Annotated in this window: 22 protein-coding genes and 1 tRNA gene; 12 read left to right on the top strand and 11 right to left on the bottom strand. The window is 68.2% G+C overall.

What is annotated here, in order from left to right; all coding sequences use genetic code 11:
- The first annotated feature begins 43 nt into the window (after positions 1-43).
- From LC039_RS12135 to LC039_RS12120, 4 genes are all read left to right on the top strand, one after another.
- Positions 44-3,487, top strand: a complete 3,444-nt coding sequence (locus LC039_RS12135; RefSeq protein ID WP_226624525.1) for a pyruvate carboxylase — start codon at positions 44-46, stop codon at positions 3,485-3,487.
- Between the two features lie 379 nt (positions 3,488-3,866).
- A complete protein-coding gene (locus tag LC039_RS12130) occupies positions 3,867-5,405 on the top strand; it encodes an ATP-dependent DNA helicase (RefSeq protein ID WP_226624523.1) in 1,539 nt (512 codons plus the stop codon).
- Between the two features lie 133 nt (positions 5,406-5,538).
- Positions 5,539-5,985, top strand: coding sequence for a MaoC/PaaZ C-terminal domain-containing protein (locus LC039_RS12125; RefSeq protein WP_226624521.1), 447 nt, complete (start codon positions 5,539-5,541; stop codon positions 5,983-5,985).
- Between the two features lie 93 nt (positions 5,986-6,078).
- A complete protein-coding gene (locus tag LC039_RS12120; protein ID WP_226624519.1) occupies positions 6,079-6,495 on the top strand; it encodes a PaaI family thioesterase in 417 nt (138 codons plus the stop codon).
- 100 nt (positions 6,496-6,595) lie between these two features.
- Here LC039_RS12120 and LC039_RS12115 read toward each other — a convergent pair whose 3' ends face one another.
- Complete coding sequence (locus LC039_RS12115; RefSeq protein ID WP_226624517.1) at positions 6,596-7,198, bottom strand: flavin reductase family protein; 603 nt, start codon at positions 7,196-7,198, stop codon at positions 6,596-6,598.
- Between the two features lie 91 nt (positions 7,199-7,289).
- Between LC039_RS12115 and LC039_RS12110 the strand changes: the two genes are divergently transcribed.
- Complete coding sequence (locus LC039_RS12110; protein WP_413463837.1) at positions 7,290-7,766, top strand: GNAT family N-acetyltransferase; 477 nt, start codon at positions 7,290-7,292, stop codon at positions 7,764-7,766.
- Between the two features lie 50 nt (positions 7,767-7,816).
- Positions 7,817-8,581, top strand: coding sequence for an EcsC family protein (locus LC039_RS12105; protein ID WP_226624515.1), 765 nt, complete (start codon positions 7,817-7,819; stop codon positions 8,579-8,581).
- Positions 8,582-8,898: 317 nt separating this feature from the next.
- Here the strand turns inward: LC039_RS12105 and ptsP are convergent, their stop codons facing one another.
- From ptsP to LC039_RS12065, 8 genes are all read right to left on the bottom strand, one after another.
- Entirely contained in the window at positions 8,899-11,148 is a 2,250-nt protein-coding gene (gene ptsP / locus LC039_RS12100; protein WP_226624513.1) for a phosphoenolpyruvate--protein phosphotransferase, read from the bottom strand.
- Positions 11,149-11,450: 302 nt separating this feature from the next.
- Positions 11,451-12,710 (bottom strand): aspartate kinase, encoded by a 1,260-nt coding sequence (locus LC039_RS12095; protein ID WP_226624511.1) that lies wholly within the window; start codon positions 12,708-12,710, stop codon positions 11,451-11,453.
- Between the two features lie 186 nt (positions 12,711-12,896).
- Positions 12,897-13,367, bottom strand: a complete 471-nt coding sequence (locus tag LC039_RS12090; RefSeq protein WP_226624509.1) for an SgcJ/EcaC family oxidoreductase — start codon at positions 13,365-13,367, stop codon at positions 12,897-12,899.
- Positions 13,345-13,989 (bottom strand): SDR family oxidoreductase, encoded by a 645-nt coding sequence (locus tag LC039_RS12085; protein ID WP_226624501.1) that lies wholly within the window; start codon positions 13,987-13,989, stop codon positions 13,345-13,347. The genes LC039_RS12090 and LC039_RS12085 overlap by 23 nt, the downstream gene beginning before the upstream one ends.
- Positions 13,990-13,999: 10 nt before the next feature.
- Positions 14,000-14,443, bottom strand: a complete 444-nt coding sequence (locus tag LC039_RS12080; protein ID WP_226624497.1) for a DUF1178 family protein — start codon at positions 14,441-14,443, stop codon at positions 14,000-14,002.
- Positions 14,444-14,503: 60 nt separating this feature from the next.
- Positions 14,504-14,971 (bottom strand): NUDIX hydrolase, encoded by a 468-nt coding sequence (locus tag LC039_RS12075; protein WP_226624496.1) that lies wholly within the window; start codon positions 14,969-14,971, stop codon positions 14,504-14,506.
- A 35-nt stretch (positions 14,972-15,006) separates the two neighbouring features.
- On the bottom strand, positions 15,007-16,221 hold the full coding sequence (locus LC039_RS12070) for a 3-deoxy-D-manno-octulosonic acid transferase (protein WP_226624495.1): 1,215 nt from the start codon (positions 16,219-16,221) through the stop codon (positions 15,007-15,009).
- Positions 16,222-16,367: 146 nt separating this feature from the next.
- A tRNA-Tyr gene (locus LC039_RS12065) sits at positions 16,368-16,451 on the bottom strand.
- Between the two features lie 152 nt (positions 16,452-16,603).
- Between LC039_RS12065 and rlmB the strand changes: the two genes are divergently transcribed.
- The 6 genes from rlmB to LC039_RS12035 all read left to right on the top strand — a co-directional run bounded on the left by rlmB (position 16,604) and on the right by LC039_RS12035 (position 20,645).
- Positions 16,604-17,383, top strand: a complete 780-nt coding sequence (rlmB, locus tag LC039_RS12060) for a 23S rRNA (guanosine(2251)-2'-O)-methyltransferase RlmB (RefSeq protein WP_226624494.1) — start codon at positions 16,604-16,606, stop codon at positions 17,381-17,383.
- A gap of 58 nt (positions 17,384-17,441) precedes the next feature.
- Positions 17,442-17,792 carry a hypothetical protein gene (locus LC039_RS12055; RefSeq protein WP_226624493.1) on the top strand — a complete coding sequence of 117 codons (351 nt, stop codon included), beginning with the start codon at positions 17,442-17,444 and terminating at the stop codon, positions 17,790-17,792.
- A 107-nt stretch (positions 17,793-17,899) separates the two neighbouring features.
- Positions 17,900-19,021 (top strand): 3,4-dihydroxy-2-butanone-4-phosphate synthase, encoded by a 1,122-nt coding sequence (ribB, locus tag LC039_RS12050; protein WP_226624492.1) that lies wholly within the window; start codon positions 17,900-17,902, stop codon positions 19,019-19,021.
- 2 nt (positions 19,022-19,023) lie between these two features.
- Complete coding sequence (locus LC039_RS12045; RefSeq protein WP_226624491.1) at positions 19,024-19,575, top strand: 6,7-dimethyl-8-ribityllumazine synthase; 552 nt, start codon at positions 19,024-19,026, stop codon at positions 19,573-19,575.
- A complete protein-coding gene (gene nusB, locus LC039_RS12040; protein ID WP_226624490.1) occupies positions 19,572-20,054 on the top strand; it encodes a transcription antitermination factor NusB in 483 nt (160 codons plus the stop codon). The genes LC039_RS12045 and nusB overlap by 4 nt, the downstream gene beginning before the upstream one ends.
- A 279-nt stretch (positions 20,055-20,333) precedes the next feature.
- Positions 20,334-20,645: a hypothetical protein gene (locus tag LC039_RS12035; RefSeq protein ID WP_226624488.1), complete on the top strand. Its 312-nt coding sequence runs from the start codon at positions 20,334-20,336 to the stop codon at positions 20,643-20,645.
- A gap of 356 nt (positions 20,646-21,001) precedes the next feature.
- On the opposite strand, the gene LC039_RS12030 is transcribed toward LC039_RS12035, so the two are convergent.
- Positions 21,002-21,742, bottom strand: a complete 741-nt coding sequence (locus LC039_RS12030; protein ID WP_226624486.1) for a hypothetical protein — start codon at positions 21,740-21,742, stop codon at positions 21,002-21,004.
- A complete protein-coding gene (locus LC039_RS12025; RefSeq protein ID WP_226624484.1) occupies positions 21,739-23,082 on the bottom strand; it encodes a hypothetical protein in 1,344 nt (447 codons plus the stop codon). The genes LC039_RS12030 and LC039_RS12025 overlap by 4 nt, the downstream gene beginning before the upstream one ends.
- Between the last annotated feature and the right edge of the window lie 92 nt (positions 23,083-23,174).

Here is a 23,174-nt window from a genome sequence, read left to right as displayed (position 1 = left end):
CTCCACGTCACCCGGCCCGGCAGGCCAGTGACGGAGGAAAGAAATGCCAGAGTTCCAGAAGATCCTCATCGCCAACCGTGGCGAGATCGCGATCCGCATCATGCGGGCGGCGAACGAGATGGGAAAGAAGACGGTTGCCGTCTTTGCCGAAGAGGACAAGCTGGGGCTCCACCGCTTCAAGGCCGACGAAGCCTATCGCATCGGCGAGGGGCTGGGCCCCGTGGCGGCCTACCTGTCGATCCCCGAGATCATCCGCGTCGCCAAGGAGAGCGGCGCCGACGCGATCCACCCGGGCTACGGGCTGCTGTCGGAGAACCCCGAGTTCGTCGACGCCTGCGATGCCGCGGGGATCACCTTCATCGGTCCGAAGGCCGCGACCATGCGCGCGCTCGGCGACAAGGCCTCGGCGCGCAAGGTCGCCATCGAGGCGGGCGTGCCGGTCATCCCCGCCACCGAGGTGCTGGGCGACGATTTCGAGGCCATCGCCAAGGAAGCCGGGGACATCGGCTATCCGCTGATGCTGAAAGCGTCCTGGGGCGGCGGCGGCCGTGGCATGCGCCCGATCGAGGGCCCGAAGGAGCTGAAGGAAAAGGTGCTCGAGGGCCGGCGCGAGGCCGAGGCGGCCTTTGGCAACGGCGAGGGCTACCTGGAGAAGATGATCACCCGCGCCCGCCACGTCGAGGTGCAGATCCTCGGCGACAAGATGGGCAACATCTACCACCTCTACGAGCGCGACTGCTCGGTGCAGCGCCGCAACCAGAAGGTCGTCGAGCGCGCGCCCGCGCCGTACCTCAGCGAAGCGCAGCGCGAAGAGCTCTGCGAGCTGGGCCGCAAGATCTGCGCCCATGTGAACTACGAATGCGCCGGCACCGTCGAGTTCCTGATGGATATGGACAGCGGCAAGTTCTACTTCATCGAGGTCAACCCGCGGGTGCAGGTCGAGCACACCGTCACCGAGGAGGTGACCGGCATCGACATCGTGCAGGCGCAGATCATGATCGCCGAGGGCAAGAGCCTTGCCGAGGCCACCGGCAAGGCGTCGCAATACGACATCCGCCTCACCGGTCACGCGCTGCAGACCCGGATCACCACCGAGGATCCGACCAACAACTTCATCCCCGACTATGGCCGGATCACCGCCTACCGCTCGGCCACCGGCATGGGCATCCGCCTCGATGGCGGGACCGCGTATGCCGGCGGGGTGATCACCCGCTACTACGACTCGCTGCTGGTCAAGGTGACCGCCAAGGCGCCGACGCCGGAGAAGGCCATCGCCCGCATGGACCGCGCCCTGCGCGAGTTCCGCATCCGCGGCGTGAGCACGAACATCGACTTCGTGATCAACCTGCTCAAGCACCCGACCTTCCTGACCAACCAGTACACGACGAAGTTCATCGACACGACGCCCGAGCTCTTCGACTTCAAGAAGCGTCGGGACCGCGGCACCAAGGTGCTCACCTATATCGCCGACATCACCGTCAACGGGCATCCCGAGGTGCAGGGGCGCCAGAAGCCGCACGCCGAGCTGAAGCCCGCCCGTGCCCCCGAGCTGCGCGCCGAGACGCCGCCGCCGGGCACCCGCACGCTGCTCGAGGAGAAGGGCGCGCAGGCGGTGGCCGACTGGATGGCGGCGCAGACGCAGCTCTTAGTCACCGACACCACCATGCGCGACGGCCACCAGTCGCTGCTGGCAACGCGCATGCGCTCGCTCGACATGATCAAGGTGGCCCCGGCCTATGCGGCGAACCTGTCCGGGCTCTTCTCGGTGGAGTGCTGGGGCGGCGCGACCTTCGACGTGGCCTACCGCTTCTTGCAGGAATGCCCCTGGCAGCGGCTGCGCGACATCCGCGCGCGCATGCCCAACATCCTGACCCAGATGCTGCTGCGCGCCTCAAACGGCGTGGGCTACACCAACTACCCCGACAACGTGGTGCAGAGCTTCGTCGCCCAGGCCGCCGAGAGCGGTGTCGACGTGTTCCGCGTGTTCGACTCGCTGAACTGGGTCGAGAACATGCGCGTCGCCATGGATGCGGTGATCGAGAGCGGCAAGATCTGCGAGGGCACGGTCTGCTACACCGGCGACATCCTCGACCCGGCCCGCGCCAAGTACGACCTCAAGTACTACGTCGAGATGGGCAAGCAGCTCCGCGACGCCGGCGCACATGTGCTCGGCCTGAAGGACATGGCCGGCCTGCTGAAGCCCTCCGCCGCCGGGGCGCTGGTCAAGGCGCTGAAGGAGGAGGTCGGCCTGCCGATCCATTTCCACACCCATGACACCTCGGGCGCCGCCATCGCCACCATCATGGAAGCCTCGAAAGCGGGGGTCGACGCGGTGGATGCGGCGATGGACGCGCTTTCGGGCAACACCTCGCAGCCCACCCTCGGCTCGATCGTCGAGGCGCTGCGCCATACCGACCGCGACACCGGGCTGGATGTCGACGTGATCCGCGAGGTCTCGAACTACTGGGAGGCGGTGCGCGGCCAATACGCGGCGTTTGAATCGGGCATGCAGGCGCCCGCGTCGGAGGTCTACCTGCACGAGATGCCGGGCGGCCAGTTCACCAACCTCAAGGCGCAGGCGCGCTCGCTGGGTCTGGAAGAGCGCTGGCACGAGGTCGCCAAGACCTATGCCGACGTGAACATGATGTTCGGCGATATCGTGAAGGTGACACCCTCGTCGAAGGTGGTGGGCGACATGGCGCTGATGATGGTCAGCCAGGGGCTGACCCGTGCGCAGGTCGAGGACCCGAAAAGCGACGTCAGCTTCCCCGACTCGGTGATCGACATGATGCGCGGCAACCTCGGCCAGCCGCCGGGCGGCTTCCCGGAAGGCATCGTCAAGAAGGTGCTGAAGGGCGAGACACCCAACACCGAGCGCCCGGGCAAGCACCTGCCGCCCGCCGATTTCGCCAAGCTGCGCGCCGAGCTGGACGCGAAGTTCGAGGACGTCGAGTTCGACGACGAGGACTTCAACGGCTACCTCATGTATCCCAAGGTCTTCACCGACTACGTGGCGCGCCACGAGGACTACGGCCCCGTCCGGGTGCTGCCGACGCTGACCTACTTCTACGGCATGCAGCCGGGCGAGGAGATCACCGCCGAGATCGACCCCGGCAAGACGCTGGAGATCCGCCTCATCACCGTCGGCGACACGCAGGACGACGGCGAGGTGCGGGTGTTCTTCGAGCTCAACGGCCAGCCACGCGCGGTGCGCGTGCCCGACCGCAAGGCCAAGGCGGCGAGCGGCGCCAAGCCCAAGGCCGAGGCGGGCAACCCCAACCACATCGGCGCGCCGATGCCGGGCGTCGTCGCCACCATCGCGGTGCAGGCGGGGTCCAAGGTCAAGGAAGGCGACCTGCTGCTCACCATCGAGGCGATGAAGATGGAGACCGGCCTGCACGCCGAGCGCGACGCCACGGTCAAGGCCGTGCACGTGCTGCCGGGCGGGCAGATCGACGCCAAGGATCTGCTGATCGAGCTGGAGTGAGGGAAGGGCGCGCGGCCCCGCCGCGCAAAGCGCGGCTGAGCATGGACGAGGGGGCTCTGCCCCCGCCGCGAAAAGCGCGGCTGAGCATGGACGAGGGGGCTCTGCCCCCGCCGCGCAAAGCGCGGCAGAGCGTGGACGAGGGGGCTCTGCCCCCGCCGCGCTGCGCGCGCCTCCCCCGGGATATTTGGACCTAGAAGAATGGAGGGGAGGGCGTGTGCCGTCCCCTTCTTCTGTTTGACAAATACGCCCGCCGGAGGCGGACCGGCGCGGGTCACCGGCGCGGCCTGTCCGGGCAAGCCGCCGAGAAACAGCAGGGTGCCCGGGGGAATTGCAGGCGGGCGTCTGGTGCGCGCCCTGCGGCTCTTGTAGGGTCGCGGACATGACGGCGCCCGCGATCAGTTTTTCCGAGGATCAGGCCGAAGCCTGGGACCGCGTGGCCGAGATGCTGCGCGGCGCCGGCGTCGATCTGGATGAAGGCACCACCGAGCCCGCCCGCGAGGGGTTGTCGAAGGTCATGGCGCTGATGGGCAAGGCCGGGTCGGGCAAGACGCTGCTGCTGGCCGAGCTGAGCAAGGCGCTGCAGGAGGCGGGCTGCGAGGTCGTCTCGGGCGATTTCGAGAGCCGCCGGAAGCGTGAGAAGCGCACCTTGGCGATCCTTGCGCCGACCAACAAGGCGGCCTCGGTGCTGCGCATGCGCGGCGTGCCGGCGACCACCATTCACCGCATCCTCTACACGCCGGTCTATGACCCGGTCTACGAGCGCATCGCCGAATGGCTGATGGGCAACGAGGAGCGCCCGGAGATCGAGGCGCTGACCGACGAGGCGCTGGATCGTGCCTATGCCTCCTATCAGGGCCACAAGTCGGTGCCCGCGGCGCTGGCGGCGGCGGGGCTGCGCGGCAGCGATTTCATCACCGGATGGAAGCGCCGCGAGGAGCCGCTCGACATCGGCTTCGTCGACGAGGCCTCGATGCTCGACGACCGGCAGTTCGAGGATCTCAGGGAGATCTTCCCCAACCTGCTGCTCTTCGGCGACCCGGCGCAGCTGGCGCCGGTGAACCAGTCGGGCAAGATGGTCTTCGACGCGGTGCCCGAGGACCGCAAGATGGAGCTCTCGCGCATCCACCGGCAGGAGGCCTCGAGCCCGATCCTCGATCTGGCTCATGCGCTGGCCGACCCGGAGGTGGATTTCTACCGTTTCGAGCGGCTGGTCGAGGAGATGGCCGCCAAGGACGACCGCGTCGTCTGGGGCCAGCGGGTCGAGGTCGACCTGATGGCGCGCTCGCCGGTGCTGGTCTGGCGCAATGCCACGCGCATCCGTCTGATCAACGCCTTCCGCGCGGTGCATGGCGCGCCGGAGACCGAGCTGCTGCCCGGCGAGCCGCTGATCTGCGACGGCATCGAGCTGCCGCTCAAGCACCGCAAGAAGCGGCTCGATCTCGAGGCGCGCGGCCTGATCAAGGGCGCGCAGGTGGTCTACCTCGGGCCGGGCAAGAAGCCCGGTTTCTCGCGGCTGCACGTGATCGGCGCGCCGGACCCGCAGGTCTCGGCGGCCTCGATCGTGAAGATCGAGAAGCCCGACGAGGAAGAGCCCTTCATCCCCTTCGCCGCGCGCATGGGCGCGACCTTCCTGCATGGTGCCGCGGTGACCATCCACAAGGCGCAGGGCTCGCAATGGGAGAACGTGCAGGTCTTTGCCCCCGATCTCTACACCGCCGCGCGCATGGGCCGGGTCGAGGCCGGCCAGCCGCTGTGGAAGCGGCTCGCTTATGTCGCCATCACCCGCGCCTCGGACCGGCTGCACTGGGTGGTGCGCAACCGCCTGTCGCGCCCGGGCGGGCCGCTGCGGGTGGATGATCTCGGCGGTGCGCCGGCGCCGCTCGAGCTGGAAATGCAGGGCGAGGAGGCGGCGGGCTGAGCTGCGCCGCTCGGGGGCTTCGAGGGATTTGCCCTTGCCAGCGGCGGGGGCGATCCGTCACTCTGCCTCGGGATTTCGCATAGGTCTGGAGACGGGATGCAGCGCGAGCGAGCACTGAACGGGGCGGCACGCCATGGCGGCTGAGGCACTTCTGGAGATGGAGCCGAAGGTGTCGCGCTGGTTCACGCTCGACGCCGAAACCGTGGCACGCTTCGGCGCGGTGACCGGCGATTTGAAGTTCTTCCATTCCGATCCCGAGCGCTCCGCCGATTTCCTCTTCGGCGCGCCGGTTGCGCAGGGGTTCCTGACGCTCTCGCTGCTCTCTGCCATGTGCGCCGATGCGGTGCCGCCCTTTCACGGGCAGATCGCCAACGTCAACTACGGCTTCGACCGGGTGCGCTTCGTCACCCCGGTGCCGGTGGGCGCGCGGGTGCGCGGGCATTTCACCGTCGGCGGGGTCGAGGAGGGCGACGAGCGGCTGACCGTGCATTGGGACGTGGAGATCGAGATCGAGGGGCAGGGCCGGGAGCATCCTGCGCTGGTGGCGCAATGGGTGACCTTCCTCGAGCTGCGCGACTGACTTGATCTGCGCGGCGGACCATCCCGGGCGGCGCACGGCTTGACGCTGCGCCGCGCAGCGCCGAGAACGGGCCGGAAGCAGCAGGAGAGCCCGATGGACAAGCACAGCGCGGATATGCCGGTCACCGAGGCGCCTTCGGGCTACCTGTCGCATCTCGGCATGGAGATGACCGGCTGGCGGGCGGATTACGCGCGTTTCGAGATTGCCCTGGGGCCGGAACACCTCAACCGTCACGACAACCCGCACGGCGGCGTGCATGCCTCGATGCTCGACACGGCGATGGGATATGCCGGTTGCTGGACCGGCGATCCCGAGGACAAGCTCATGGCGCTGACGCTCTCGCTCAACGTCCAGTATCTGTCCCGGCCGAGGGGCAGCCGGCTGATCGCCGAGGGCGCGCGCACCGGCGGCGGCAAGAGCACCTTCTTCGCCGAGGCGACCATCACCGACGAGACCGGCGAGCTGATCGCCAAGGGCACCGGCGTCTTTCGTTACCGCCGACGGGGGTAACTCGCCGGGGGCGCTTGCCGGCCGGCCCGTCGGGTGCCGGGTGCCGCTCCGGTTCCGGAAGCGGCGGCTCGGGCACCAGCCACCGGGCGGCAAGGGCTGCTCACTCCCCCGGGCGTTTCAGCGAGAAGACCTCGCGGATCACCCCGTAGTCGCGGTAGCCGAGCCGGGTGAGCGGCTGGTAGGTCGTCACGTCGAAACGCCCGTCGACGAGGCAGTCGTCGCGCATGTGCACGCCGGTGACCTCGCCGAACACGGCGAAATTCGCCGCGCCCTCGAGTTTCACGATCTGCGTCACCTTGCATTCCAGCGAGGCGGGCGCCCCGGCGACACGCGGGCAGTCGATGGTCTCGCAGTCGGCCTTTTCGATCCCGGCGAGGGCGAACTCATCCTTGCCCGCCGGCCAGGGGCCGGAGCTGAGGTTCATCACGTCGCGCGCGGCATATTCCACGATGTTGACGCAGAAGACGCCGCTCTCTCGGATCTGCGCAACGCTGTCCTTGGTGCCGTCGCGGTCGTCCTTGCTGGAGGTCGAGGCGAACATCACCTGCGGCGGCACGTAGGCCACGGCGTTGAAGAAGGAATAGGGCGCGAGATTGTCGCCCATCGTGCCGCGGGTCGAGATCCAGCCGATCGGCCGCGGCGTGACGATGGCGTTGAACGGGTTGTGCGGCAGTCCGTGGCCGTCTTCGGGGCGATAGAACATGCCTGTCCTCTCAGATGTTTGCGCGATTGTCGGACCCGTGATAGGGCGGATTCGTCCGAAACGCTACGGGGAGAGCGGGCCTCTGTACAGCTTGCACCAGGAACGCCCGGATGATCGCTGGGAGGTCGAAGCCCTCTACGACCTGTGCTTCGCGCCGGGGCGGGAGCTGCTGTCGTCCTACCGCCTGCGCGACGGCGTGGCGCCGGTGTCCGAGCTCTGCCGGGTGGCCAAGGACGAAGGCGGGATCATCGGCGGCGCGATCCGCTACTGGCCGGTGCGCATCGGCGCGGCGCAGCTGCTGCTGCTCGGCCCGGTCGCGGTGCACCCCACGGCGCAGGGAGAGGGGCTGGGCGCGGCGCTGATCCGCGACACGCTGGAACGGGCCCGGGCGCTGGAATGGGGCCGGGTCTTGCTGGTCGGCGATGAGCCCTATTACCGCCGGTTCGGCTTTTCCAAGATCGCGGGGGTCGAGATGCCTCCGCCGACCAACCCCGAGCGGGTGCTGGCGCTGGAATTGCGCCCCGGCGCCTGGGACGGGGTGCAGGGTGTCGTCGAGCGCAAGGCTTGAAATCCCGCGGGGCGCGCCGATCTTCTAGGGAAGACCGAAGGAGGCCGCCCATGACCGCACCGATCCCCGGAACGCAGCTCGTTCCGCTCAGCATCGACGCCGAGATCGCCGAGCTGGCCCGCCGCCACCGCGCCGCGGGCGGGGTCGGCCTGCAGGTGCTCAACATCATCGGTGGCCAGGCCGAGAACCTGCTCGAACGCCTGCCCGACAAGGTGAAGGACCGGCTCGAGGGCAGCACGGCCAAGGCGCTGGAACTGGCGCTGAAGGCGGCCTCGGGATCGCGCCGCGCCGTGCCCGACCAGAAGGGCTGGCTGAACACCGCGCTTGCCACCGCCATGGGCGCGGCGGGCGGGGCCGGGGGGCTGCCGACGGCCATGGCCGAGCTGCCGGTCACCGTGACCGTGCTGCTGCGTGCCATTCAGGGGATCGCGGCGGAATACGGCTTCGACCCGGAGATGCCCGAGATCAAGCGCGAGTGCCTCGGCGTTTTTGCCTCGGCGGGACCGCTGGAGGCGGATGACGGGGCGGATCTGGGCTTCCTTGCGACCCGGGTCACGCTCACCGGGGCGACGGTGCACGGGCTGATCGGCAAGGTGGCGCCGCGGCTGGCCACCGCGCTGGGGCAGAAACTGGCGGCGCAGACCGTGCCGGTGCTGGGCGCGGCAGCTGGGGCGGCGACGAACTACGCCTACACGAGCTATTACCAGCAGATGGCGCATGTGCATTTCGGACTGCTGCGGCTGGAGCAGCAGAGCGGCAAACCGCGTGCTGAGTTGATTTCGGCGCTGCAGGCGAAGCTGGCGCTGCGCGGTTAACCGCTTCGCAAGGTTAATCGCTTATCAGGTGCGCGGGGCGGGGAGAAACCCGCGCCACAGCACCCGCGCAGAAGGCGCGGGTCGTGTCCCGCGCCAGAACGGCCGGAGATGCGCGCACGATACTATCGCCCGGGGTGCGGGGGACCGATGCGCCGGGCGAGCCTCAGAGGTGAGTTTGCGGCAAGCGAAGTGGCCCTGCCATGCGTCGCGCGTGCCTGCCTGATTTGTTCGGAACAGGGCACTGCTCAGCACTTGGGCAGCGCAAGCCCGGGTCTAGCCGCCTCCCTTGGCGGGAGTTGCAGAGCCCTTCGCCCGGCTCAGCCCTGCCAGCGCATGTATTCCATCACCGCACCGCGCACCGACTGCTCGCCGCGTTCTCGGGCGTCGCAGATTACGTCGTAGAGCGCGTCGAGATCCGTGCGCAGGATCAGGCTTTTCACCGGCCCGATCGAGGCCGGGCGCATCGACAGCCGGTGCAGCCCGATGGCGGCGAGGCAGACGGCCTCGATCGGCCGGCCGGCGTCCTCGCCGCAGAAGCTCAGCGGCGTGCCGGTGGCCGAGCAGCGCTGCACGATCTGTTCGAGGAAGCTCAGGAAGCTGACGTTGAGCGTGTCGTAGCGCCGCCGGACCCGCTCGTTCTCGCGGTCGGCAGCAAAGAAGAACTGCTTGAGATCGTTGCCGCCGATCGAGACAAACTCGACCTCCTCGAAGAACTTGTTGGAGGCATAGGCGAGGCTGGGGGTCTCGAGCATGGTGCCGACCGAGATCTTCTCGGGCACCACGTGGCCGAGCTTGCGCTCGATGGCCATGGCCTTGTCGACCTCGGCGCGGGCGGCGCGGAATTCTTCCCATTGCGCGACGAAGGGGAACATCAGCGTCAGCGGCCGCCCCTCGGAGGCGCGCAGCAGCGCCTGCAGCTGCATGCGCATGACGCCGGGCCGGTCGAGGCCGACACGGATCGCCCGCCAGCCGAGCGCCGGGTTGGGCTCGTCGGTGGGCTTCATGTAGGGCAGTACCTTGTCCGAGCCGATGTCGAGCGTGCGGAAGATCACCGGCTTGTCGCCTGCGGCCTCGGCGGCCTCGATCACCCGCTTGTAGACGGTGACGAGCTCGGTGCGCGAGGGCATCTTGTTGCGCACGAGGAACTGCAACTCGGTGCGGAAGAGGCCAACCCCCTCGGCGCCGGAGTTTTCCAGCGAGGGCAGGTCGGCCAGCAGGCCGGCGTTCATGTAGAGGCTGACCCGCTTGCCGCAGAGCGAGACGGCGGGTTTCTGGCGGATCGAGGCGTAGCGTTCCTGCGCCTCGGCCTGCATGGCGATCTTGTCGCGGAAGGCGGTGACCACGGTGTCGTCGGGGCGCAGGTGCACCACGCCCTGGTCGCCGTCGACCATGATGTGATCGCCGTTCAGCGCCTCGGTGGTGATGCGCGCGGCATTGATCACCAGCGGGATCGCCAGCGCGCGCGCGACCACGGCGGCATGGCTGCCGACCGAGCCCTCCTCGAGCACGATGCCGCGTAGCTGGCGGCCATACTCCAGCAGTTCGCCGGGGCCGATGTTGCGCGCCACGAGAATGGGATCGGCGGGCATCGAGGCGCCGGTGTCCTTGCCTTGCCCGGTGAGAATGCGCAGCAGCCGGTTCGACAGGTCGTCGAGATCGTGCAGCCGCTCGCGCAGGTAATTGTCGGCGACCTGGCTCATCCGGGCGCGGGCGGCGGATTGTTCCTTTTCCACCGCGGCCTCGGCGGAGAGTCCGCGCGAAATGTCTTCCTCCATGCGCCGCCGCCAGCCCTTGGAGTTGGCGAACATGCGATAGGCTTCGAGCACCTCGAGCTGCTCGGCATCCTCGACCGCGCCGGCAAGCATCTCGTCGACGCTGACACGCAGCCGCTCGATGGCGGCGTCGAGCCGTTCGTGCTCGCGCTCGGGGTCGTCGGCGACGAGGTTGGTGACCATCACCCGCGGCTCGTGCAGCCAGACGTGGCCCTCGGTGGTACCTTCCTGCCCGGTGCCGCCACGCAGCATGGTGGGCTGGGTGTGCCGGGCCGAGAGCGCCGCGGTATCGCCGACGAAGGCGCCGAGCTCGGTCATCTCGGCCAGCACCATGGCGACCACTTCCAGCGCATAGACCTCGTCTGAGGTGAACTCGCGCTTCTGCTTGGTCTGCACCACAAGCACGCCCAGCGTCTCGCCGAGGCGCTGAATCGGCACGCCGAGGAAGCTGGAGTAAATCTCTTCGCCGGTCTCGGGCATGTAGCGGAAGCCCTTGGCCGAAGGCGCGTCGGCGGTGTTCACCACCTTGCCGCTGCGCGCGACCCGGCCCACGAGGCCCTCGCCCATGCGCATGCGGGTCTGGTGCACGGCTTCCTTCTTGAGACCCTCGGTGGCGCAGAGCTCGAGCGTGTCCTCGTCGCGGAAGAGGTAGATCGAGCAGACCTCGGAGCCCATGGAGTCGGCGGTCAGATGCATGATCTTGTCGAGGCGCGCCTGCCCGGCGGCATCCTCGGCCATCGTGTCCCTCAGCCGCCCCAGGAGCTTGCGGCTCTCGCTTTCCGTGCCATCCGGCATTGTGTGCTCGACTTCATCCGTTCCGCTCTGCGATCAGCTATATGCGGTTTGCCCGGAGAAAGGAAACGGGATCAAATAGCTCGGCCGATTTCCCGCAGGGTGAGAGGACCTTTTGCCGCGCGTTTCCGCGGCTTTGAGAAGAGATTGCGGCGTCGCGGCGGGGTTCGCGGGAAGATTGTCGCGCATATGGGCGCGGAAAAGAATTGCCGGGTGCCAGAAATAAAACAAGCGGCGCCGGATAGGGCGCCGCTTGCGGAAACGTCTCACGGTTACGCGGGCGCGCCGCGCCCCGGCGCGATCCGTCAGTCGGCTTTCTCGAGCTCGAAGGCATCGTGCAGGGCCTGCACCGCAAGCTCCATGTACTTGCGCTCGATCAGCACGGAGATCTTGATCTCGGAGGTGGTGATGACCTGGATGTTGATGTTCTCGTCCGACAGGATCTTGAACATCTTGGCGGCGACGCCGGCGGCGGACCGCATGCCGATGCCGACCACCGAAACCTTGGCGACCTCGGTTTCCGATTCGAGCTTGTCGTAGGTCAGCGTGCCGGCGGCCTGTGCGTCGGCCAGCGCCTTCTCGGCGCGCTTCACCTGGTTGACCGGACAGGAGAAGGTCATGTCGGTGACACCGCCCTCGTGACCCTTGTAGTTGGTCTCGGAAACGTTCTGCACGATCATGTCGACGTTCACGCCGGCATCTGCCAGCGTGCCGAAGATCGACGCCGCGATGCCCGGACGGTCGGCAATGGTGACGAGGGTCATCTTGGCCTCGTCGCGCGAAAAGGCCACACCGGCCACAACTTTCGATTCCATGATATCCTCCTCGTCGCAAACGAGCGTCCCGGCATCGTCCGACTGTTCTTCGAAGCTGGAGAGGACCCGCAGCTTCACCTTGTAACGCATGGCAAGTTCGACCGAGCGGGTCTGCAGCACCTTGGCGCCCAGCGAGGCCAGTTCGAGCATCTCTTCGAAGGAGATGCGGTCGAGCTTGCGGGCCTTTTCGCAGACGCGCGGGTCGGTGGTGTAGACGCCGTCGACGTCGGTGTAGATGTCGCAGCGCTCGGCGCCGAAGGCGGCGGCGAAGGCGACGGCGGTGGTGTCCGAACCGCCACGGCCCAGCGTGGTGATGCGGCCCTCGGGGCTGATGCCCTGGAAGCCGGCGACCACGGCCACCTTCATGCCCTCGTCGAACTTGCGGGTGATGTTCTCGGTGGGGATGTCGAGGATCCGCGCGGCGCTGTGCGCCGAGGAGGTCTGCAGCGGCACCTGCCAGCCCTGCCAGCTGCGCGCGGGCACGTCCATTTCCTGCAGCGTCATCGCCATAAGACCGGCGGTCACGTTTTCGCCCGAGGAGACCACGGCGTCATATTCGCGCGCGTCGAACAGCGGCGAGGTTTCCTCGACATAGCCGACGAGCTTGTTGGTTTCGCCTGACATGGCCGAGACGATGACGATCACGTCGTAGCCCTTGGCCACTTCGACGCCGACACGTTTGGCGGCCCGGCGGATCCGGTCCAACGTGGCGACGGAGGTGCCGCCGAATTTCATCACGAGAACGGGCATGGCGCCTCCCCGGCATGGTCCTTTGAATCAGCGGTCCTTTACGCGGGGGGGCGGGTCTGCGCAAGGGGATTGCGCGCCCGCCGCGAGCGATCGCTGCGCGTGGCTGGGCGTTTCCGGTCTTTTCGCAAAGATCGACGCGCCGTGCCGCCAGCTTCTGCCCGCACGCTCCGTCCGAGCGGCCAGCGGTCAGCCTCGGCGGTAGTCGACCGCCCCAGTGCCGTCGCTTGCAAGGAAGGTTTCCTGACCGGGCAGCACCTCGGTGTTCTGCGCCGCCACCGCGCGCCAGCCTGCGGCCGTGCGCTCGAGCACGAAGAGCAGGATGGTCTGCCGCGGCCCGGCTTCGGAGCCGTCCGGGGCGCGCTGGCCGGACATGTGGAAGCGGCAGCGGACCACCGCCTGACCCGCGCCGAGCAGGCGGGTCGAGATACGGCCCGGGCGCAGGGTTGTGTCGGCGAAAAAGCTCTTCAGCGCGTAGTCATGCGGGCGGGCGATGGCCTCGCGCCCCGACCACCACAGGCCGGTCACGTTCACGAACTCGGCGTCTTCGGCAAAAAGCGCGGCGACGGCCGCGCCTTCGCGGGTGGCCCAGGCGCGGGCGAAGGCGGCGGGAAAGTCCTCAGGCCGCTGCGGCAGATCAGTACGGGTGGGGGCGGCCATCCCAGGTCTCGAAACAGCCGGTTGCGTCGAGGTTCAGTGCGTCGAAGCGCTCGGCGAGCCCCTCGGCGGATTGCTCCGGAGAGAGGTCCGCCCCGCTGCCACCCATGTCGGTGGTGACCCATCCGGGGTGATAGATGCCCACCGCGATGCCGCGCGGCTTCAGCGCGACGGCGAGGTTGCTGCCGAGGTTCAGTGCGGCCGCCTTCGAGGTGCGATAGATCAGCGCGTTGCCCTTGGCCAGCGCGTTGGCGCCCATCTGCGAGCTGATGATCATGATCTTCGGCGTCGTGGCGCGCTCGAGCAGCGGCAGCATGGCCTGCACCGTCAGGAAGACGCCGGTGACATTGACCGCGAACATCTCGGCCCACATCTCGGGCGGGTAGCCGGTGTCGAGCTGCTCGGGCCGGTCGAGGAAGATCCCGGCGTTGCAGATCAGACCGTCAAGCGCGGTGTCGCCGAGCTGCCCGGCCAGAGCTGCCGGCGAGGCCGGGTCGCGCACGTCGAGCGGCAGCAGGCCGGGGGTGTTCCGTGCCGTGCCAAGCACCTCGTGGCCGCGGGTCTTGAGTGTCTTGCAGAGCGCCGCGCCGATGCCGCGGTTTGCGCCGGTGATCAGCAGGGTCATGACAGGTCTTTCAGTTGGATTTTCGTGTCGGCATGAAGGGCAGGGGGGCGACGGGCACGCCCTCCTCGATCAGCGCCTTGGCCTCGTCACCGCGGGTCTCGCCCCAGATCGGGCGATGCGGGCTTTCGCCGCTGTGCATGGCGCGGGCCTCGCGCGCGAAGTCGCGGCCGACGTAGTCCGAAGTCTTCTCGACGTGGTCGCGCAGGGCGCGCAGCGCCTGCTCCGCCTCGGAGGCGGGCTTGGACAGGTCGGGCTTTTCCGGCTTGGGCGCGGGCTCCGTGCGCGATCCGCCGCTGTTGACGCGCGGCGCCATGAGCACCTTTTCGACCTTGGGCGAGCCGCAGACGGCGCAGGCCACCATGCCGGCGGCATGCAGCTTGTCGAAGGCGCTGGCGGATTGGAACCAGCTGTCGAAGCGGTGGTCTTCCGCGCATTTGAGAGAGTATTGGATCATGCGGCTGTTCCGAGATGATCCCTTTTACCTAGTCAAATTCCGCGCAGGTTCAAGCCGCTGTCAGTGCTTGCGGGAATAGGGGCGGAAGCCGCGCAACAGCCGGGCGAGCTCGGGGTGGTCGACGAGTTCGGCGGCGCGCTTGGGGCTGACCCAGCGCTGTTTGCGCTCGCCGCGCTCGGGGAATTTCTTGTCGCGCTCCATAACTTCGAGCGGGTAGACCAGCGCCACGTGCGGGCGGTCGGAGCTGCGCTTGCGATAGGTGTAGCCGCCGACGCAGAGCTCACCCACGAGCCCCTTCACCCCGGCCTCTTCCCAGGCTTCGCGCGCCGCCGCCTTCGCCGGGCTGCGCCCCTGCATCGGCCAGCCCTTCGGCAACGTCCAACGCTTGCGGCCGCGGCTGGTGATCAGCAGCACCTTCACCTTGCCGTCGCGCACGCGGTAGCACAGGGCCGCATATTGCACATGGGTGCGCTTGGGGAGGGTTCTGGTGCCCGGCGCGCGAGAGACGATATCCAGTGAAACGCCCATCCTGTTGTCCTGCTCGTTTTACGAAGAGGATGCGCTCATTTGGGGGATGCGTCCATATGTTGTGTCAGATCAGCGACAAGTTCTTCCGCGGATGCCTCCGGTTCGAGCAGCGCCCGCGCCGCGGCGCCGGCGCGCTGCTGGGCGGTTTCGTCCGAAAGCGCGAGCAGCGCGGTGGCAAGGCTCGTGGCATCCTCGATCTTCAGCGCCGCACCGGCCTCGTCGAGCAGGCGGAAGGGCACCCGGAAGTTGCGCACGTCGGGGCCGTGGATCAGCGCATCGCCGAAGGCCGCGGGTTCGTAGGGGGTGTGGCCGCCACGGTCGGTCAGCGTGCCGGCGATGAAGACCCGGCCCGCGAGGCGGTAGAACAGCGCCATCTCGCCCAGCGTGTCGGCGAGGTAGACATCGGCGCCGTGCGGCGTCTCGCCGAGGCTGCGGCGGGCGCAGCTCAGCCCCTGCGCGGCGGCGAGACGGGCGATCTGTTCGGCCCGGCGCGGGTGGCGGGGGGCGAGAATCAGCCGCAGGCCGGGCTCCTGCCTGCGCGCCTCGGCATGGGCGGCGAGCACGGTTTCGTCCTCGCCCTCGTGGGTGGAGGCGGCGAGCCAGGTGCTGGCGCGGGGAAACTCGGCCGCGAGCGCGGCGTCATGCTGTTCGGGCGGGGTGTAAAGCGCCTTGAGATCGACCACCGGCCCCTGCGCGCTCTTGGGCAGCCCGGCCTCGATGAAGCGGTCGCGCGAGTCGGGATCCTGTGCCGAGAGAAAGGCGACCCGGTGCAGTACCCGAGCCTGCAGCCCGCCGAACAGCCGCCAGCCCTTGGCGGTGCCTTCGGTCAGCCGTCCTCCGAGCACCAGAACCGGGCCGGGGCAGGTCAGCAGCCGGTTCGGCCAGATCTCGGATTCCATGGTGATGTGGCTGGTCACGTTCCAGCGTCGGTGTATGCGTTTCGAGGCCCGGGCCAGGTCGAGCGGCGCCAGTCGCGCGCAGAGTCCCCAGCTTTCCGCCAGCGCGACGCCCGACTCGGAGTTGCAGGTGACCAGCAGCTTCATCCCGGGCCGCGCCGCGCGCAGCGCCTCGATCACCGGCTTGGCCGAGGCCAGTTCGCCGTTCGAGGCGGCGTGCAGCCAGACATGCGCGCCGGGATTCGCCCGGCTCCGCCCGAGTCGTGCGCGCAGGGCGTCCCAGTCACGCCGGAGCGCGGCGCGGGCCAGCACAACGGCCGCGAAAAGGGACAGGAGCAAGCGGTAGCGCAGCATTGGCGGAGCGGTATCCTCAGGGCATGATCGTCATACGATAAAGGGCACTTAGGCCGAAGGGCCAAGCGCCGCAACACTCTGGACCGGTAATAGCACAATGCTGCCGGACCCTTGATATATAAGGAGGTATTTCCGAGGAGGGAAAGTGGTGGGCGACCCTGGAATCGAACCAGGCGTGCGTCTCCGCGAGGGAGTTACAGTCCCCTGCCACACCTTGCGGCCTGTCGCCCACTTTCCGCCAGTCTCTGGCGTCCTCCGCCGTATGACCGGCGTCGTGGGGCGCTGACTACAAGCACTCAAAAGGGTCGTCAACAGGAAAATATCTTGCAGCGCGTCACCGGGCGATGCAGAGACCGAAGCTCAGGAAAAAAGGACGCGTACCATGGTCAAGAAACCGAAATGGGTGGTCGAGAAGGAACAGGCGAAGAAGGCCAAGGCGGCCGAGACCGTCTGGCTGTTCGGCCTGCATGCGGTGCGCGATGCGCTGATGAACCCCAAGCGCGAGAAACTGCGCTTGATCCTGACTCTGAACGCGAAATCCAAGCTCGAGGATGCGCTGGAGGTCGGGGGAATCGAGCCCGAGATCCACGATCCGCGCAAGTTCGGCGCGCCGCTCGACCCGCAGTCCGTGCACCAGGGCGCGGCGCTGGAAGTGAAGCCGCTGAACTGGGGCCGACTCGAGGATGTGGCGCTTGGCGACGGGGAAACGCCGCCCCGTCTTGTGCTGCTCGACCGGGTCACCGATCCGCATAACGTCGGGGCAATCCTGCGCTCGGCCGAGGTTTTCGGTGCGCAGGCGGTGATCGGCACGCTGCACCACTCGGCGCCGGAGACCGGGGCGCTGGCGAAAACCGCCTCGGGGGCGCTCGAGCGCCAGCCCTACCTGCGCGAGCGCAACCTCGCCGACACGATCGTCGCGCTGCAGGGTATGGGCTATGTCGTCTTCGGTCTCGACGGCGAGGCCGAGGTCAGCATCGACGCGGCGATGGAGGGCAGGCGCGACCGCGCCGTGGCGCTTGTGCTGGGGGCCGAGGGGCCGGGGCTGCGTCAGCGCACCAAGGAAACCGTCGACCAGCTGGTGAAGATCGACTTCGCGCGCGGCTTCGGCTCGCTCAACGTGTCGAACGCGGCGGCCGTGGCGCTCTACGCAGCGCGCCCCTGAGGGTTGGCAGGCGCGGGCCGTGCTTGCAGCTCGGCGCCCGCGCGCCCATATCGGACGCATGGTCCAGACGATTGCCACCTGTTGCTACTGCGGAAGCCGCACCGCCCTTGCGCTCAATGGCACGCAGCGCCACGAGCTTGCCTGCGCCTCCTGCGGGGCGCCGCTGCGCCAGTTGAAGAACCTCAAGTCCGAGACCGGGCGCGGCGCGACCGGCCCCGCCCCGGCGCAGGGGCGCGCCCAGGGCGGGTCAAGGGGGATGCCGGGCGCCGCACCGTACCCCTCGAAACTGCATCGCAAGGCGGAGAAGGCGGCGCGCAAGGCGGCCAGGAAATCCTACAAGAAACGCAAGTCGCCCGCCCGCAAGGCGGCGAAGGGCCTTTTCGATCTGCTCGAGGACATCTTCGACTGACGGGAACTCCCTTGTCGCGCACAGGGTATCGCACCGCTCCGCACAAAACCGGCCTAGTCTTTCCGGCCCTCCTGCCGTATTTGGCGGGGGACGAAGTGCGAGGCGATATGGCGGACTACGAGAACCCAGGACCGGTTGAAGAAAACTGGAAAGACGCGATTTCCTCGGTCGAGGAGATCATCGAGGACGCGCGGAACGGGCGGATGTTCATCCTCGTCGACCACGAGGACCGCGAGAACGAGGGTGACCTCGTGATCCCGGCGCAATGGGCGACCCCCGACGCGATCAACTTCATGGCGACGCATGGCCGCGGGCTGATCTGCCTGTCGATGACCTCGAAGCGCATCGACGAGCTTGGCCTGCACCTGATGTCGGTCAACAATTCCTCGCGCCACGAGACGGCCTTCACCATCTCGATCGAGGCGCGCGAGGGCGTGACCACCGGCATCTCGGCCGCCGACCGCGCCAAGACCGTGGCCGTGGCCATCGATGCCTCGAAGGGGGCCGCCGACATCGCGACGCCGGGCCATGTCTTCCCGCTGCGCGCCAAGGACGGCGGCGTGCTGGTGCGTGCCGGCCATACCGAGGCCGCGGTGGATGTCTCGCGGCTCGCCGGGCTCAACCCCGCAGGGGTGATCTGCGAGATCATGAACGAGGACGGCACCATGTCGCGCCTGCCCGAGCTGGTGGCCTTCGCCCAGAAGCACGGGCTGAAGATCGGCACGATCTCTGATCTGATCGCCTACCGCCGCCGCCACGACAACCTCGTGCGCGTGCGCTCCGAGGAGGTGGTGCACTCGGAGTTCGGCGGCGACTGGAACATGCGGATCTACACCGACCAGTCCCACGGCGACGAGCATATCGTGCTGACCAAGGGCGATATTTCCGGCGAGGAGCCGGTGCTGGTGCGGATGCACGCGCTCGACCCGATGCTCGACATCATCGGCACCGGCCACGCGGGCCGCTCGGACGAGTTCCGCGCCTCGATGCAGGCGGTGGCTGAGGCGGGGCGCGGCGTGGTCGTGCTGCTGCGCGACACCTCGATGAAGCTGGAGTTGCACGATGACGTCTCTCCGCGCACCCTGCGTCAATACGGGCTCGGCGCGCAGATTCTCTCGTCGCTCGGCCTGTCGAAGATGGTGCTGCTGACCAATTCGCCCACCCCGCGCGTCGTGGGGCTCGAGGCCTACGGGCTCGAGATCGTGGGCACCCGCAAGATCGGAGAGTGACGATGGCCTCGAGCGAAACCCACTACACCCTGCCGCGCGCCGAGTTCGACAAGCCGGCGAAGATCCTCATTGTCGTCGCGCCCTACTACAAGGATATCGCCGACGAGCTGATCGCCGGTGCCATCGCCGAGATCGAGGCGGCGGGCGGCTTCCACGAGATCGTCGAGGTGCCCGGCGCGCTGGAAGTGCCGACCGCCATCGGCATTGCCGAGCGCATGTCGAACTTCGATGGCTACGTGGCGCTCGGCTGCGTGATCCGCGGCGAGACCACCCATTACGAGACCGTCTGCAACGACAGCTCGCGCGGGCTGACGCTGCTCGGCCTGCAGGGGCTGTGCATCGGCAACGGCATCCTCACGGTGGAGAACTACGAGCAGGCCCGCGTGCGTGCCGAATCGGCGGGTCAGAACAAGGGCGGCGGTGCCGCGGCTGCGGCCTTGCATCTTGTCGCGCTGGCCCGTAGGTGGGGCGGCGCCCGCAAGGGGGTGGGATTCGTGCCCGCCCAGGATGAGTACCAGATCGCGGGCGCTTCCAAAGGAAAGCATAGCGCATGACGACCCCGGTCCCTCCCTCCGGCAATCAGAAACGCCGTATGAAATCCGCATCCCGGCTTTACGCCGTGCAGGCGCTCTACCAGATGGAGCTTTCCGGCACGACGGCGGAGAAGACGATGCGTGAATTCCTCGATTTCCGCTTCGGCGCGGAGGTCGAAGAGGGCGTGGAGCTGGTGGACGGGGACGTGGATCTCTTCGGCAAGATCGTCGGCGAGGCGGTCAACTGGCAGGCAAAGATCGACCAGATGACCGACCGCGCGCTGGTGGCGAAATGGCCGATCGACCGCATCGACCCGATCCTGCGCGCGCTGTTCCGTGCCGCCGGGGCCGAGCTTGTGGCGCTCGACACGCCGCCGAAGGTGGTGATCACCGAGTTCATCGACGTCGCCCGTGCCTTCTTCAACGAGGGCCGCGAGGTGCAGTTCGTCAATGCGATCCTCGATCACATGGCGCGCGAGGCGAAACCCGAGTCGTTCTGAGCCCGGGCCGGGGAGGGGGCGCTGCCCCGCCGCGATTCCCCCGGCGCATTGGGAGAAAGATGAAGGCCGGTGCCCCGAGGGGCGCCGGCCTTTTGCTTGGCTGCCCCTCGGCTGAAGATGGCTGGGGCCGTTGCGAGATGCGATGTCCTCGCGGAAGCGGCGCTTGCGTTTCGCTCGTGCATCCCTACATTTGAATGTGACGGAGCGGAAATCTTCGCGGGTCTTGCGCTTTCATGCGCGTCCGCTACGCTCGGTCACCACGATGAAGGAGAGAGTCACATGCCGAAACTCGTCCGCCTCTACATCACCCAATGCGCGATCGGCTTCGGCCTGTCGGCGGGGTTCGTGGCGCTGCTGCTGTGGCAGAACGTCGCCAACCTGCAGCACTTGGTGACCCATACCGACGTCGGGATGCTGGCGGTGTTTCTCCTGTGGCTCTTCAATGGTCTGGTGTTTGCCGGGGCGCAGTTCGCGATGACCGTGATGCGCATGTCCGGCGATCTCGGCCGCCCCTCGGGTGGCAAGCGCATGGCGCTGGAGCCGATGCCGATCCGCATCCCCGTGGAGCAGAAGCCGCGCCGCCTGCTCTGAGCCCGTACCGTCGGAGTACGGCCAGTCCGAAAGCGAATCGAAGCGCCTCCTCGCGGGGCGCTTTTTTTGTGGCCGAGGTTCATGGCAGAACATCGCCCGCAGGTGCGCGGGCGCGCGGCCGTTCAAACATGTCGGGGGAAAGTGGCGGGAACCGGTCCTTCCGTGGGGTTATCTCATTCCCGAGGACCTGTATATACAGGTGGGCGTCAGGTAACCGGACCAGGGCCCGGACAGAGCCAACTCCCTCGGAATTGCTTAAGGCCACCGGAATGCAACCATGCACGCAAAGGTCAGAACCCGCCTGAGCCGGAGATAGTGGCAGCAGGGCCCGCCGACAAGGGCCAAGGCGCCGACTGTCAGCTTTCCTCCGTCACGAAATTGTAACGGGTCAGCTCCTCGGGCAGCAGGATGTAGATCTGGTCGGCGGGCGTGGCGAGCGCGGGGCGCAGGACCATGGGGTCGATGCCCATCTCCGAGAGGTATTCCATCACCTCGCCCTGGCCGCGCTGGATCTGCTCGACCGCGACGAAGGCGGGCAGGATCGTGCTTTCGCCGAAGTAATGCTGGTGCACGCCGACCGAGGCGCCCTCAGCGATCTCTCGGCGCGTGCCCGAGGCCAGCAAGTAGGGGCAGGCGGAGTAGCAGAACTCGCCCTCCAGCATCCGCGTCTCGAGGCCCATCTGCCGCACGTGCCGCCCGATGGCCAGCGCGTCGGGCACCGAGCCGCCGGGGCTTTGCAGGATCAGCGACTCGAGCGGCGCGGCCTCGTCGAGCGCGGTGATGATCCGCTCGGCGTCGCCCTCGGCGATGGTGCCTTCGAGCCGCCAGGTCGCGCCGTCGCTTCGGGTCAGCGCCAGCCGGTCCGGCAGCTTGCCGGGGTCGCGCGCCGGCGAGAGCGGCGGGCGGTCGCGGCCCGGTGCGAAGGTGCGGCGCTGGTCCCCGGGCTGCACCGGCTGCGTCAGCCGCGGGGCCGATGGGCCGAAGCGGGGCAGGGAAAAGTCGCTGCTGGTCAGGTCGCCCCAAACGAGGAAACCGCCGAGCGCGATCTGCAGCACCAGCGCGCCGGTCAGGGCGCGGGCGACGGTCAGGTGCCTCATGGCGTGCGCCCGGTGAAGCGGGAGACCTCGGGGGTCTCCTCCGTGGCCGGGGCCGGCGCGGATGCCGGGGCAGGGGGTGCAGGGTGCAGCGTGGTCTCGACATCGCGCATGGCGTGCAGCGCGGCGCGCAGCTCGGCGAGGGTCAGCGTGTCCTCGATCTCGGCGCCCTCGCGCCCGTGGCGGATCGCGCCATGGGTGACGGCGAGAATCAGCACAAGCACCGCAGGCAGCAGGTCGATGGCGATGGCCCCGGCCCAGGAGGGCACGAAGTTGCGGGCGTACATGATGACCGCGTCGGCGGCGGAGACCGGCGTGTAGGTGACCTCGGCAGCGGGCTGCAGCGCCAGCACATTCTGCGCGGCGCGCTCCAGCGTGGTCGCGCGCTGGCCGAGCACTTCCAGCACCGAGGTGATCGTCGCCGCCTGGTTGCCGCGGTCGGCGTCGCTCTGGCCGTCGAGCTCCGGCAGCACCACCGAGGCGGCCAGATCCTGCGCGGCGCGCTCGACCAGCGGTGCGACCGAGAGCTGGCGGAGTTGCGCGATGAGGCCCTGCAGCTCCACCGCGGCCTCGGAGAATTCCACCGAGCGCGGCTCCACCGGACCGGGCTCGACGGTCAGCGCGCGCATGCGCGACAGGATGGCGTTGCCCTGGGCGAAGGCGCTGTCGACCAGCGGCGTCTGCTCGGCGATCTGCGCCTCGAGCGCCGACAGTTCCGCCGCCTTTTGCCGCAGTACCCGGAACACGGCGCCGCGCCCGGCGAGGCCGGAGAGCGAGCCCTGCGCCTCCTGCTCGGAAAGATCCTCGAAGCTCTGCCGCACCCGTGCCACGTCGCGCTCGAGCGACTGGCCGGTGAGGGCGATCTCATGGGTGCGCTCCAGCGCGCCCTGGTAGTCCTGCACGGTCTTGGCGAGGTGCTGCTCGACCGCAGCCGAACCCGCCAGCGCCGCTGCATTGAGCCAGGAGGACATGGCGATGATCGCCAGCGAGCCGAGGCCCATGGCCGCCAGCAGCCCGACTCGCGAGCGGGTCGAGCGCATCGCCGGGAACAGCCGCATCAGGTAGGACCAGAAGACGAAGATGCCCACCGAGACCGCCACCGAATAGGCGATGGCGGCAAAGACGGTGAAGGCGCCGCCCTCTTCGAGCAGCGACGACACCCCGAGATAGGTGTAGATGCCCGAGGCCACCGAGAGCACGCCGAGCGCCGTGCCCGAGAAGGTGTCGAGCCAGCCGAGGTGGGATTCGAGCTCGCGCGCGTGGCGGATGCCACGGGTCTTCGACTGGGCGGAGCGGGTGTCGTCGGTCTCGGCCTGCGCGGCGTCGGTCCGGGCGTCTGTCATGGGCGGGGCCTCCTGCAACCATTTGACAGGAAATAGGCGCTGCGGCGGCGCAAAAAAGAGTGAGCGGCCTGCGGCTTGTCTTTGTTCACCTA

Source organism: Alloyangia pacifica (assembly GCF_020524285.1).
GTDB lineage: Bacteria > Pseudomonadota > Alphaproteobacteria > Rhodobacterales > Rhodobacteraceae > Salipiger > Salipiger pacificus_B.
This window is presented reverse-complemented; position numbering and strand designations above follow the sequence as displayed.

What these genes read in the sequence shown, in the direction of transcription:
- LC039_RS12055 (WP_226624493.1), top strand. Translation starts at nt 17,442, where the DNA reads ATGGTCCAGACGATTGCCACCTGTTGCTACTGCGGAAGCCGCACCGCC.
- LC039_RS12090 (WP_226624509.1), bottom strand. Translation starts at nt 13,367, where the DNA reads ATGGCCGCCCCCACCCGTACTGATCTGCCGCAGCGGCCTGAGGACTTT.
- LC039_RS12105 (WP_226624515.1), top strand. Translation starts at nt 7,817, where the DNA reads ATGACCGCACCGATCCCCGGAACGCAGCTCGTTCCGCTCAGCATCGAC.
- LC039_RS12025 (WP_226624484.1), bottom strand. Translation starts at nt 23,082, where the DNA reads ATGACAGACGCCCGGACCGACGCCGCGCAGGCCGAGACCGACGACACC.
- ribB (WP_226624492.1), top strand. Translation starts at nt 17,900, where the DNA reads ATGGCGGACTACGAGAACCCAGGACCGGTTGAAGAAAACTGGAAAGAC.
- LC039_RS12115 (WP_226624517.1), bottom strand. Translation starts at nt 7,198, where the DNA reads ATGTTCTATCGCCCCGAAGACGGCCACGGACTGCCGCACAACCCGTTC.
- rlmB (WP_226624494.1), top strand. Translation starts at nt 16,604, where the DNA reads ATGGTCAAGAAACCGAAATGGGTGGTCGAGAAGGAACAGGCGAAGAAG.
- LC039_RS12120 (WP_226624519.1), top strand. Translation starts at nt 6,079, where the DNA reads ATGGACAAGCACAGCGCGGATATGCCGGTCACCGAGGCGCCTTCGGGC.
- LC039_RS12035 (WP_226624488.1), top strand. Translation starts at nt 20,334, where the DNA reads ATGCCGAAACTCGTCCGCCTCTACATCACCCAATGCGCGATCGGCTTC.
- LC039_RS12030 (WP_226624486.1), bottom strand. Translation starts at nt 21,742, where the DNA reads ATGAGGCACCTGACCGTCGCCCGCGCCCTGACCGGCGCGCTGGTGCTG.
- LC039_RS12075 (WP_226624496.1), bottom strand. Translation starts at nt 14,971, where the DNA reads ATGGGCGTTTCACTGGATATCGTCTCTCGCGCGCCGGGCACCAGAACC.
- LC039_RS12135 (WP_226624525.1), top strand. Translation starts at nt 44, where the DNA reads ATGCCAGAGTTCCAGAAGATCCTCATCGCCAACCGTGGCGAGATCGCG.
- LC039_RS12095 (WP_226624511.1), bottom strand. Translation starts at nt 12,710, where the DNA reads ATGCCCGTTCTCGTGATGAAATTCGGCGGCACCTCCGTCGCCACGTTG.
- LC039_RS12045 (WP_226624491.1), top strand. Translation starts at nt 19,024, where the DNA reads ATGGCCTCGAGCGAAACCCACTACACCCTGCCGCGCGCCGAGTTCGAC.
- nusB (WP_226624490.1), top strand. Translation starts at nt 19,572, where the DNA reads ATGACGACCCCGGTCCCTCCCTCCGGCAATCAGAAACGCCGTATGAAA.
- ptsP (WP_226624513.1), bottom strand. Translation starts at nt 11,148, where the DNA reads ATGCCGGATGGCACGGAAAGCGAGAGCCGCAAGCTCCTGGGGCGGCTG.
- LC039_RS12070 (WP_226624495.1), bottom strand. Translation starts at nt 16,221, where the DNA reads ATGCTGCGCTACCGCTTGCTCCTGTCCCTTTTCGCGGCCGTTGTGCTG.
- LC039_RS12085 (WP_226624501.1), bottom strand. Translation starts at nt 13,989, where the DNA reads ATGACCCTGCTGATCACCGGCGCAAACCGCGGCATCGGCGCGGCGCTC.
- LC039_RS12125 (WP_226624521.1), top strand. Translation starts at nt 5,539, where the DNA reads ATGGCGGCTGAGGCACTTCTGGAGATGGAGCCGAAGGTGTCGCGCTGG.
- LC039_RS12080 (WP_226624497.1), bottom strand. Translation starts at nt 14,443, where the DNA reads ATGATCCAATACTCTCTCAAATGCGCGGAAGACCACCGCTTCGACAGC.
- LC039_RS12130 (WP_226624523.1), top strand. Translation starts at nt 3,867, where the DNA reads ATGACGGCGCCCGCGATCAGTTTTTCCGAGGATCAGGCCGAAGCCTGG.